9 protein-coding genes are annotated in these 12,319 nt (G+C 45.9%); 6 read left to right on the top strand and 3 right to left on the bottom strand.

Translation table 11 applies throughout. The features are described 5' to 3' along the window. Positions 1 to 46 precede the first annotated feature (46 nt). The 4 genes from glgX to QE357_RS24650 all read left to right on the top strand — a co-directional run bounded on the left by glgX (position 47) and on the right by QE357_RS24650 (position 8,478). Entirely contained in the window at positions 47 to 2,173 is a 2,127-nt protein-coding gene (gene glgX, locus QE357_RS24665) for a glycogen debranching protein GlgX (protein WP_106635960.1), read from the top strand. 2 nt (positions 2,174 to 2,175) lie between these two features. Further along, on the top strand, positions 2,176 to 4,017 hold the full coding sequence (gene treZ / locus QE357_RS24660) for a malto-oligosyltrehalose trehalohydrolase (protein ID WP_309713912.1): 1,842 nt from the start codon (positions 2,176 to 2,178) through the stop codon (positions 4,015 to 4,017). Further along, positions 4,010 to 8,116, top strand: coding sequence for a malto-oligosyltrehalose synthase (gene treY, locus QE357_RS24655; protein ID WP_309713909.1), 4,107 nt, complete (start codon positions 4,010 to 4,012; stop codon positions 8,114 to 8,116). Before treZ ends, treY begins: the two co-directional genes overlap by 8 nt. A gap of 167 nt (positions 8,117 to 8,283) precedes the next feature. Further along, a complete protein-coding gene (locus QE357_RS24650; protein WP_309713906.1) occupies positions 8,284 to 8,478 on the top strand; it encodes a hypothetical protein in 195 nt (64 codons plus the stop codon). Between the two features lie 187 nt (positions 8,479 to 8,665). Here the strand turns inward: QE357_RS24650 and QE357_RS24645 are convergent, their stop codons facing one another. Then, positions 8,666 to 9,088: a hypothetical protein gene (locus tag QE357_RS24645; RefSeq protein ID WP_309713903.1), complete on the bottom strand. Its 423-nt coding sequence runs from the start codon at positions 9,086 to 9,088 to the stop codon at positions 8,666 to 8,668. Between the two features lie 434 nt (positions 9,089 to 9,522). Here QE357_RS24645 and QE357_RS24640 point away from each other — a divergent pair, with 434 nt between their 5' ends. Both QE357_RS24640 and QE357_RS24635 read left to right on the top strand, forming a co-directional pair. Further along, the gene (locus QE357_RS24640) at positions 9,523 to 9,705 is read left to right on the top strand and encodes a hypothetical protein (RefSeq protein WP_106635964.1); all 183 of its coding nucleotides are present in this window, start codon (positions 9,523 to 9,525) and stop codon (positions 9,703 to 9,705) included. Between the two features lie 111 nt (positions 9,706 to 9,816). Beyond that, a complete protein-coding gene (locus QE357_RS24635) occupies positions 9,817 to 10,236 on the top strand; it encodes a hypothetical protein (protein WP_309713899.1) in 420 nt (139 codons plus the stop codon). 339 nt (positions 10,237 to 10,575) lie between these two features. Here the strand turns inward: QE357_RS24635 and QE357_RS24630 are convergent, their stop codons facing one another. Both QE357_RS24630 and QE357_RS24625 read right to left on the bottom strand, forming a co-directional pair. After that, positions 10,576 to 11,814 (bottom strand): MFS transporter, encoded by a 1,239-nt coding sequence (locus tag QE357_RS24630; RefSeq protein WP_309713896.1) that lies wholly within the window; start codon positions 11,812 to 11,814, stop codon positions 10,576 to 10,578. After that, on the bottom strand, positions 11,808 to 12,179 hold the full coding sequence (locus QE357_RS24625; protein ID WP_106635967.1) for a DMT family protein: 372 nt from the start codon (positions 12,177 to 12,179) through the stop codon (positions 11,808 to 11,810). The genes QE357_RS24630 and QE357_RS24625 overlap by 7 nt, the downstream gene beginning before the upstream one ends. Positions 12,180 to 12,319: the final 140 nt, after the last annotated feature.

Here is a 12,319-nt window from a genome sequence, read left to right as displayed (position 1 = left end):
ACAAGGCTAATCTTATAGTCAACTTAAACTATACGAAACCCAACGAATGAAGTCCACTACTACTTACCCTGGCTCTCCTTTTCCGCTAGGGGCAACATATGATGGTGAAGGTGTAAACTTTGCCATTTTTGCAGAAAATGCTACAGCAATTGATTTATGTCTGTTTGATGAAATTTCTGGTCAGTCTGAAACTACTACCATTCCTTTACTGGAACGAGCCTATCACATCTGGCACGTTTACATTCCAGGACTACAACCCGGACAATTGTACGGCTATCGGGTAGACGGTCCCTATGAACCTGAAAACGGTCACCGATTCAATCGTAACAAATTATTGATCGATCCCTATACGAAGGCTTTAGCGGGTACCGTCGAATGGAACGAGTCACTTTTCTCGTACCAAATGGGCGAAGAAGACCTGACTTTCAGTGAGAGTGACAGTGCTCCTTACGTGCCTAAATCAGTGGTTATTGACACGAATTTCGACTGGGAAGGTGATACGTTCCCCAAGATTCCTTACAACCACACGATTGTTTACGAAACGCACGTAAAAGGCTTTACGCAGTTACATCCCGAAATTCCCGAAGAAATCCGGGGTACTTACGCAGCCCTGGGACATCCTGTTACCATCAAATACCTGAAAGAACTGGGTGTCACCGCGGTAGAGTTAATGCCCATTCACTCGTTCATTAACGACAGCCATCTGATCGAAAAAGGGCTGAAGAATTACTGGGGTTACAACTCCATCGGATTCTTCTCTCCTGATGCAGAATACTCCAGTTCAGGTGTACGCGGCGAGCAGGTTACCGAGTTCAAAACGATGGTGAAAGAACTTCACAAAGCCGGCATTGAAGTAATTCTTGACGTCGTATATAACCATACGGCAGAAGGTAACGAAAAAGGTCCAACGCTCTCGTTCAAAGGTATCGACAATGCGGCTTATTACCGTTTGCACGAAGGTCGTTACTACAATGATTACACGGGCACGGGTAATACGCTCAACGTGATGCAACCTAACGTTCTGCGTTTAATCATGGACAGCCTTCGTTACTGGGTTCAGGAGATGCACGTAGATGGGTTCCGCTTTGATTTAGCCTCAACGCTGGCTCGTGGTTTACACGACGTTGATAAACTGAATTCTTTCTTTGACGTCATCTATCAAGATCCTATTATCTCGCAGTCAAAACTCATCGCAGAACCCTGGGATGTAGGTGAAGGCGGTTATCAGGTGGGTAAGTTCCCCCCCGGCTGGGCCGAATGGAATGGTATGTACCGGGATTGCGTGCGTGATTACTGGAGAGGTGCAGACAGTAAGCTCGGCGAATTTGCCAGCCGCTTCCTGGGTAGTCCTGATTTATACCGTGAAGATTACCGCAGCCCAACCGCTAGTGTTAATTTCATTACCGCTCACGACGGCTTTACCCTCAACGATCTGGTTTGTTACAATGACAAACATAACGAAGCCAATGGTGAGGATAATAATGATGGAGAAAGCCATAACCGCTCCTGGAACTGTGGCGTCGAAGGCCCAACGGATGACGAAGAAATCAATAAGTTACGTCAACAGCAAAAACGTAATTTCCTGACCACGCTTTTCCTCTCGCAAGGGGTAGCGATGTTGGTGGCTGGGGATGAGTTTGGCCGTACGCAGGGAGGTAACAACAACGCCTACTGCCAGGACAACGAAATTTCCTGGCTCCACTGGGATAACCAGGATGTGGACCTGCTGGAATACACCAAGAAAATCATCAAGTTTAGCCAGGATCACCCCGTATTCTGCCGTAGAGGCTGGTTTAAAGGTCAGCCCGTTCAGGGAACAGATCGCGAGGATATCGCCTGGTTCCTGCCCGACGGCAACGAAATGAGTGATGAAGACTGGCAAAACGGTTACGCTAAATCACTGGGCGTTTATTTGAGTGGTCACGCTATTAAGTCGGTCAGTGAAAAAGGTGAACGGATTCTTGACGACAGTTTTTACGTGCTTTTCAACGCTCACTATGAACCCATTGAATACCAGATTCCCTCGAAAAAATGGGGCGGTAACTGGGTGAAAGTGGTGGATAGCTACAACAACTACGTCGATGAGAATGGAGAAAAATACGATAACGGAGAAAAGATAACCGTAGAAGGCCGATCAGTCGTTGTACTGAAAAGCCCGCTTTCGACTCATTAACCATGAAAGAAATAGACCTGAGTGCTCGCAGCCTCGGGGTGAATTTCAATCAGGCAGGAGAGGCCCACATTGTGGTGTGGGCCCCCCTGCTTGAATCAGTAGAAATTTATCTGGACCAAACACGGACGATGTATCCGTTACAGAAAGATAAATTTGGCTATTGGGAATTAACCACCCCTGAATTAAAACCTGGCGATTTATATCAGTTTGTTCTCAACGACGGTCGCCACGTTCCCGATCCGGCTTCCATCAGCCAGCCTTATGGCGTTCACGGATCTTCCAGAGCTCTCAACATTAGCTCGTATGACTGGACTGACCAGTCCTGGAAAAACCCAAACCTCGAAGATTACATTTTCTACGAACTTCACGTCGGTACATTTTCGGAAGCAGGCACCTTTGCTGGCGTTGAATCCAAACTGGATTACCTGGTTGATTTAGGCATAACGGCTATTGAATTGATGCCGGTTGCTCAATTTCCTGGTAAACGGAACTGGGGTTATGATGGAGTATATCCCTTTGCCGTTCAGGATTCTTACGGTGGAGCTGAAGGCTTAAAGCATATGGTTAATGCCTGTCACGAAAAAGGCATTGCCGTCGTTTTGGACGTAGTCTACAACCACATGGGGCCAGATGGAAACTACTTCTCTTTATACGGCCCTTACTTCACCAAGCAATACCTGACGCCTTGGGGCGAAGCTATCAATTTCGATGATGAATGGAGCGATGGCGTTCGCGACTACTTCATTGAAAATGCATTGATGTGGTTCCGTGATTTTCATATCGATGGGTTAAGGCTTGATGCGGTTCATGCCATTCGGGATTTTAGTCCGGTGCATATTCTGAAAGAAATCAAGCAATACGTGAATGAGCTTTCCCAGCAAACGGGCCGAAATCATTACCTGATCGTAGAGATGGAGTTAAACGATACGCGGTTCATTAACTCGTTTGAAAAGGGAGGTTACGGCATGGACGCCCAGTGGAGTGATGAATTTCACCATGCCCTCCGGGTATCAGCCGGAGGCGAGCGTACGGGCTATTACGCCGATATGGACGGAACGGCAGCCTTTGCCAAAGCCTACCAAAATGCCTATGTACACACAGGAGAATACACCTTCCGAAGAAACAAAACGTTTGGTACCCCAACGGACCCGTTCCCGAGTCATCAGTTCGTGGTTTTTTCTCAAAACCACGATCACATCGGAAACCGCATGAATGGAGATCGGTCGAGTCAGTTGACGAACTTCGAGATGCTGAAGTTAATGGCTGGCTCCGTAATCACAAGTCCATTTTTACCCTTGCTATTCATGGGCGAAGAATGGGCAGAATCCCGGCCCTTCCTCTACTTTACCGATCATACCGACCCGGAACTTTCAACGGCAGTTCGCGAAGGAAGAAAGCGGGAATTCGCAGCCTTTCATGGCGAAGGAGAAGCCCCCGACCCTACCATTCAGGATACGTTCGATCAGTCTAAACTTGAGTGGGGCTTACAACAGGATCACATTCATCACACGCTTTACAACTATTACAAGCAGCTCATCCAGATTCGCAAGGACCATGCCCTGATTCGCAAAGCGGATCGACGGGATATGGAGGTCACGGTCGACGAAGCCAAAGATGTCATCGTCGTGCGTCGCTGGGAAGGTTTGCAACAGCTTTTAATTTGCATGAATTTTTCTTCTGATCCTTACGTCATTACTGTTTCTGATCAGGCTCCCATTTGGAAAAAATGTCTTGATTCTGCGGACCCTCAATGGGGTGGCGAGAAAGCTTCTCCCGATGAACTTCAGGCCCGTAGCGAATTAACTCTTCAACCCGAATCGATTTTAATTTATTCCCATGAATAACCCCATCGCCACGTACCGCTTTCAGTTTCATAAGGACTTTTCGCTGAAAGAATTCGAAGCGATTATTCCTTACCTGAAAAAACTGGGCGTTAGCACGATTTATGCTTCGCCCATTTTTGAATCCACACCCGGCAGCACGCACGGGTACGACGGGCTCAATCCGCATCGCATTAACCCGGAAATCGGTAATGAAGCAGATTTTGAACGCATTTCTCAGGAAATTCACGAAGAAGGTTTCCAGTGGTTACAGGATATTGTGCCGAACCACATGGCCTATAGCCCGGCTAACCTCTGGATCTGGGACGTATTTCAAAAAGGCAAACGTTCGGTCTATGCCGATTTTTTCGACATTGACTGGGACAACCCGGTAAGTCCGGGGCAGATCATGGCCCCCTTTCTGGGCGATACGCTGGAAAAGGTAATCCAGGAAAATCAGTTGCAATTGGCCTATCGCCGAGGTCAACTGGTTTGGAATTTATACGACGAATCAGAATTCCCGGTTAATCCTGCCAGTTACGCCAGTATTCTGGAGAAGATTCCGGCGGCAAAAACGTTACTTGATTCGCTCCAAAAACTCGAAGACATTACGGACAATGGTTTGTATGGCGTTCAGTTGAGTGAATTATTACTTCAGCCTTTGCAGGAAGATGAAGAGCTTGTGGCCGCCATTGAAGCCCAATTGAAAAAGATTAACCAGTCAAAGGAACAGTTACTGGAACTGGCTAAAAACCAGTTCTTTCGACTTTGTCATTATGCCGAAACGGATAAGCAAATCAACTTCCGCCGCTTTTTTACGGTAAATGGTTTGATCTGTTTGAATATTCAGAAGCCTGAAGTTTTTGAGCATTTTCATAAATACATTAAAACACTGGTAGATACGGGTGTTTTTCAGGGCTTACGCATTGACCACATCGATGGCTTGTATGATCCCAGCAGTTACCTCGAACATCTTCGGGATTTAGCCGGACCGAAAACGTACATTACCGTTGAGAAAATTCTGGAACCCGGCGAAAAACTGAATGAAAGCTGGCCGATTCAGGGAAATACGGGGTATGATTTTCTTTCATACGTCAATAATCTGTTTACGAATAAGGCCGCTGAGAAACCTTTTACGAAGTATTACCAACGGCTCACGGGTGATCAAACGCCTACGCAGGAACAGATTCACCAGAAAAAAGCCATGATCCTCCTCGACCACATGGGCGGGGAACTGGATAACCTGGTGCGTTTGTATGAGAGCCTGAACTTACCGACGCTAGAAAAGGAGGCATTGAAAGACACCATTGCTCTTTACCTCATTCATTGCCCGGTATATCGCTATTACGGAAACGCCTGGCCGCTGGGGGAAGAAGAACAGCAAGCCAACAAAGAAATTTTCAAGGCTATTCGTAAAAAGTATCCCGAGAAAAAAGCCTCGATTAATGCCTTCGAAAAAACGTTGACCCTGGAAGAAGCGTTGCCTTTTTACCAACGCTGCATGCAGTTCTCCGGGCCTCTCATGGCGAAAGGTGTGGAAGACACGTTGTTGTATACCTATACCCGTTTCATCGGGCATAATGAAGTGGGTGATTCGGTTGAGGAATTTGGGATTACCTCCGAACACTACCACGAGTTAATGCAGGATCGGCAGGAACATTGGCCCCTGTCCTTAAATGGTACCTCAACCCACGATACGAAACGCGGGGAAGATGTACGGGCCAGACTCAACGCCCTGACGGATTTGCCAGAACTATGGATTGAAACCGTTAGTAACTGGTTTTCCATGCACCCGCAAACGAAGCTGGAACCGAACGATCAATACCTGATTTACCAGACAGTTGTAGGAGCTCATCCCATGCCCGGTCAGGACGAAGATGATTTCGAAAACCGTTTGCACGAATACTTACCCAAGGCTCTGCGGGAAGGAAAAGTGAATTCTGGCTGGACGCAACCGAATGAAAATTACGAGCAGGCAGCCAAGGATTTTGCGTCTTCCTTACTCAACAAATCCAGCGATTTTTATAAGACCTTCGAAGGATTTCATCGCAGCGTTTGCGATTGGGGCATTGTCAATTCACTTTCGCAGACCTTACTGAAATTCACTTCGCCCGGTGTTCCCGACGTATATCAGGGAACGGAACTTTGGGATTTAAGTCTGGTAGATCCTGATAACCGCCGTCCGGTTGACTATTCATTACGGGAACAATACTTGAATGACATCGAGTCGCTCGATTGGCGGGCTTTATGGCAGCACCGCTATTCGGGCCAAATCAAGCTTTGGTTAACGCATGCGTTATTTCAGGAACGCAAAGAAAACGTCGATACTTTCACCGAGGGACTTTATCTGCCCTTAACAGTTGAAGGTACCTACAAGGATCACGTGCTGGCTTTTGCCCGTCGGTACAAGCAAAACTGGTACGTCGTGGCGGTTCCGCTGCACGCGGCTCAGATTGGCTCCATTCATGAAGTACTGGAAATTGACTGGAAAGACACCCGCGTGATTATTCCCGAAGACGCTCCTCAAAACTGGCAAAACCTGCTGGGTTTGGCGTCCCTCACTTCTGAGTGGCTCGTTCAGGATTTATTCAGTGAGTTACCGCTGGCTTTACTCAAAGGTCAGCCCGACATTCGGGATCGTTCGGCGGGGTTATTATTGGCAGTCACTTCATTGCCCTCTGCTTTCGGGGTAGGCGATTTAGGACCTGAGGCCTATAAATTCGCTGATTTTCTGAGCAAGAGTAAACAGACATACTGGCAGTTATTACCGCTTAACCCAACCGGAGCAGACCAGGGTTTTTCGCCGTACAGTTCCATTTCCAGCCGGGCCGGGAACCCCATGCTGATTAGCCCTGAGCTATTACAGGCCGAGGGCTTATTGGGTGATTTATCGGAATACCGAATTATGGAAACGCCCGAGGCGGATTTTGAGCAGGCTCTGGCATTGAAGCATCAATTGCTGGAACAGGCCTATGCCCAGTACCAAAAACGGCCTTTACTGAAACGAGAGTTTGAAAATTTTTGCCAAAACGAAGCCGAATGGCTGGATGATTTTGTGCTGTATGTAGTCATCAAGCAGCAACAGGATCATAAGCCCTGGCACGAATGGTCCGAGTCCTTTAAACTTCGCGACGCGGTTACCCTACAACAATTCCGGGAAGAACAGGCGGAGGCTCTGGTTTATCAGCAATGGATTCAGTTTATTTTCTTCCGGCAGTGGCATCAGCTTCGGCGATACAGTAACATTCGGAATGTGAAGCTCTTTGGGGACTTACCCTTTTATCCGAGTTATGATTCGGTAGACGTCTGGGCCAATCCTGATATTTTCCATCTCGACGAAGAGCGGAATATGACCTGTGTAGCGGGCGTACCACCGGACTATTTCAACGAAGATGGTCAACGCTGGGGCATGCCCATTTATCGTTGGGATGTTCTGAAAGCCCGAAAATACGACTGGTGGCTCAATCGAATCAGCAAGAACATGGAACTGTACGACTTACTGAGGCTCGACCACTTCCGGGCTTTTGCCAGTTACTGGGAAGTTCCCGCTCAGGAAAAATCGGCTAAAAATGGCGAATGGAAACCCGGGCCCGGTACTGCTTTCTTTGACGTGCTTCGGGAAAAACTCGGCAGTCTTCCTCTCGTAGCAGAAGACCTCGGCGATATCGGAACGGACGTGTACGAACTCCGCGATGCCTGTGTGCTACCGGGGATGCGAGTGCTTCATTTTGCATTCAGCGAAGACATGCCGTACTCGGTGAACATCGTGCATAATCATTCTCCCTTAAGCATTGCCTATACGGGAACCCATGATAATAATACGACTAAAGGCTGGTACCGGAACGATTTAAGCCCCGATGACCATCGCCGACTGGAAGAATACCTGGGTGGACCTTTAAAAGAAGAAACCATTCACTTTGTTCTCATTCGCTTGGTGTATTCGTCGGTAGCTCAAACCGCCATACTTCCCGTACAGGATGTGTTGGGACTAGACGAATCCGCTCGCATGAATACGCCAGCCGGGAACGAAGCGTGCTGGAAATGGCGATTAATTCCCGGCCAATTAACGGAAGCTCATCAGCGACAATTGAAAAAATGGGCTGAGACTTACCATCGCGGGTAACTTTTGAAAACCAAGAAGGGGTTCATTCGATTTTGAATGAAGCCCTTTTGAATTTTATGAGAATCCTTATCTCCGTAGCCGCTCGGGTTCTGCCTAGTGACCGCATAGGCCTCTGGCCGTCTCAGGCAAAGAAGTCTACCAAAAGCGAAAGGTTTGCCTGACCTAAAGTGCTCTGGCTACCATCGGCCAGAGTTCTGATCGATGAGTTGGGACTGGGCATTGAGGGCCGCGACGCGAATACCCGGTATGCCAGATTCAAAGGCATCCTGGGTGCCGCTGGCGTTGCCATCCTGATAGACTTTGCCCTGAATTTGGGCAAAGTAAGTGCTGCTCAGCAGGCTGAAGACCCACAGAAGTTGTAAATATTTTTGCATGATATTAGTTGTCTATTGGAATTGTTTCCAATAAATCCATTATTCTATAAAAAATTCATTTGATATGTTTTGTAACATTTTACCTTTCATCCTAAACTGTTATAATTCAGCTCTAATAGCTTGACACTTAAAATAGTTTAGAATTATATAAGGATAATTACACTCTTATTTTTTATTATAAATTTTCCATTATTTTTTTAAAATACGGTATTTTACCCAAGATAATAGGGCAGATAATAATCGATACACAAGTTATCCAAAACATCATTACTGTTGGAGATAATGGAACATTATTACCCCAAATCATCCTTGATAAAACAGATAATGAAATATAAACTAATAAATTAAAAATAGAAAACAATAATGGTTTTTCCAAATTAATGTTTTCTATATATTTAAATATCAAAAAGTACAGCATAGTAAACGGCAAACCATGAAATATCAATCTCCATACATTCCATAAAAAAGCCGCATCTAAACTACCTTTTAAATCTAATTCTTCAAAACTAAAGTAGACTAAAACGATTAAAAAACTGCTTATTGTTTCACCTAATAACAGGCTTGCATATAAAATCATAAAATTTATAAACTTATTCATTGTGTACCTTTTTAATTAACTCTTGTTCAAGTTTCATTCTATCCTCATAACTTCTAAAATCAAACGACTTCCACCATTGAAAATCTCTTTCATTACTTCATTAACAGCCCCAGGACCAAAAGTTTCGAAATATTTCCTGTAAAAAGATTATTTATATTTTCAATTATTGAATTAGTCATTGCCCTCCGCAGTCGCTCGGCTCTGCCGAGTGACCGTATAACTGTAGGCCTCTGGCCGTCTGAGGCAAAGAAATCTACTAGAAAGCAAAAGGTTTGCCTAACCTAAAAAAGCTTTGGCTGCTCTCGGCCAGAGACCTGCACTCTACTTGTCACTCGGCAGGGTCGAACGATTCCTGATGAAGCTTATTTATACCTGAAAACATTTGTTAAATAACTTAACACTACTGATCTTTATATCATCACTCCCCCACAAAGATGACAGATCAGGAAAGAAAAGACCTTCAAGAATTAAGAGAAACCCTAAAAAAACATCTCGCCCAAATGGAAGAAATCCTACAATTTGACTTAAACACCACACGAGAAGAATATGATTTAACGATAAAGAAAGCAAAATCTTACAAAAGACAAATTGACCAAATAAACGAAATACTTCGATAATCGTACAGACCCAGCCCCTATTAAGATTATATCCATATTTGTTAGTTAATTTACTGATATTCAACGACTTACAACAAAAAACGTATTATTAAATAATCAAAAGAACTTACCATGACAGCTTTAGAACTTCAAGAAAAATACAGAAAATTAGCAACGAATGTGACCGATTTAGACGAACGGATTCGGCTTAACGATCAATTTAGGATCGAACTAGAGCAATTACCGGATTATGTTCCTCCGGTTACAAATTTTGAAAAACTAGAGAAAGACAAGCTGGAGTTTGAACAGTTTACGGCCGACGCTGAACGCATCATTAATTCAATCAAGGGAGCTGTCGTTTACAACGGCGTAGAATACAAACTTGGCGAATGGGTAACTATTACCGATTACTGCCGTCTTTACAATAAATCGCACGGTACCGTAATGAACTGGATTGCCCGAGGCATTGTCACGGAGCATGACCTAGTGATTATTCCAGAACTCAATAACCTGAAGCTTCTGAGAAATACCCCATATCGACAGGCTTCGTAAGCTAACCCGGGTTTTCTTACATGCCTTAATTTACATTTCTGCAGGAAGGTAAATCAAGGCGTTTTCCATTGCAAAAGCTCCCACAGTCGATCGACAGAGCTGAGTGACTGCGGAAATAGAAACTTGCCCATAAGAAGCAAAGCCGACCACTAAGCAAGGTCCTTCGCTTCGCTCTGGATGACAGGAAAGGATGATTGAATTCTAGAAGTATACCGCAGTCGCTCGGCTCTGCCGAGTGACTGCGGGGAAATAGAAAACTTGCCCATAAGAAGCAAAGCCGACCACTAAGCAAGGTCCTTCGCTTCGCTCTGGATGACAGGCTGCATGGTAAGTAATAGCTTAGGCAACCTGAGCTTTTTCACTGGACTTCTGGGTTTCAGGAACGCCCAGCCAGACGAGGATAAGAGCGGCGAGGGCAATGGCGGCGAGGACCAGAAAAACCGTTTGAAAATTACTCCGTTGAAGTAAAAAGCCCGCAAACGCATTACTTAACGAAGCTCCTAGCCCCACCGCCGTAGCAATGGCTCCCTGAACGGTGTTAAATAAACCAGACCCCTGCGTTAAATCCGATACGATGAGAATGGATAATACGCCAAAAATTCCGGCTCCAACCCCATCCAAAATCTGAATGCATACCAGTAATTCTTCATCGCTGGTAAGAGTATAGAGTACGCCTCGAATCGGCAAAACCAGAAAAGCGATCAGTAACAACCGTTTGCGGCCCGACGAAGCCTTCTTCCCCACCCAGGCACTGACGGGAATCATGACAACTTGTGCAACGATGATACAGGCCGACATATACAGTGACGCTCCTCCAGCATCGGCTTTCAGGGAGAGACGCTGCCCCAGTAAGGGTAACATAGCGGCATTAGCAAAATGAAACAACACACAGGCCAAAGCAAAAAACAACAGAGAAGGCTTGGCCAATAATGATTTCCATGGACTTGCCTCGCTCTCGTTGGCTTCCCCACTGCCGCGGGCTAGCTCGTCATTGATCTCTTCGCTCTTGATTTGCCAGATACTTAAGCTGCTTAAAACGGACATCAGGGCCAACAACACGAAAATTCCCTTACTGCTTAGAAAGTAACCAATTATACCCGCCAGTAATGCCGCTACAACATTACCCGCATGATTAAACGTTTCATTGCGACCAATACGGGCATCCAGAGCCTGATGGCCCACCAGCCCAAGCGTGATCGCGGCCACGGCGGGTGTAAACCAGGCAGCAGAAATGCCCATCAACACCTGACCGCCCATAATGACGGGGTAACTAGGCAGCAGGATGGTAAGCAGAGCGGCCACGGCCATTAAGCTGGAAGCCAGTATCGTAAACAACTTTTTTCGTGTCGTACGATCCACCAGTATCCCAGCGGGCGTTTGCATTACTACGGTTGTAATACCCATTACGGACATGGCAATGCCAATGTCCTGAGGCTTCCATTTTAAGCTGACCATCAGATAAATAGCCAGATAAGGGCCCATACCATCGCGAACGTCGGCGAGTAGAAAATTGGCTTTGTCCAGTGCCGACAAACTTTGCCGGGAAGGCTGCGGAGTAACGGTAGAAGACCTTACCATTTCTTGAAAATGAAAAACACCGCAATTACTAAAAAGACAAACCCAACGGCATGGTTCCAGGCCAGTCGATCCGTTTTAAACAGATATACCGTCATCAGTGTAAACACCGTCAGGGAGACTACTTCCTGAATGATCTTCAATTGGAAGAGAGAAAAGGGCCCTCCCGTCTCGTCCGAGCCAATACGGTTGGCTGGCACCTGAAATACGTATTCGAAGAAGGCTAAGCCCCAGCTCAGGGCAATGATGCCGAATAAAGATAGTTTCGCCAGTTGGGGCCATTGCTTTACCTGCAAATGTCCGTACCAGGCCAGCGTCATAAAGGCATTTGAAATGGTTAATAGAGCAATACAAGCTAATCCTTTCATGGTTCAAGTTTTGAGTTTGTATACTGAACTCTTTTTCTCAGCCATCCGCCAGCGGAAATGCGTATTTTAATTCATTTTTAAGCTCGCCATTTCTACGTTATCACTACTAACCAGCTAACTATCAAACCATTAACATCCTT

Source organism: Siphonobacter sp. SORGH_AS_0500 (assembly GCF_031453245.1).
Classification (GTDB): Bacteria; Bacteroidota; Bacteroidia; order Cytophagales; family Spirosomataceae; genus Siphonobacter.
This window is presented reverse-complemented; position numbering and strand designations above follow the sequence as displayed.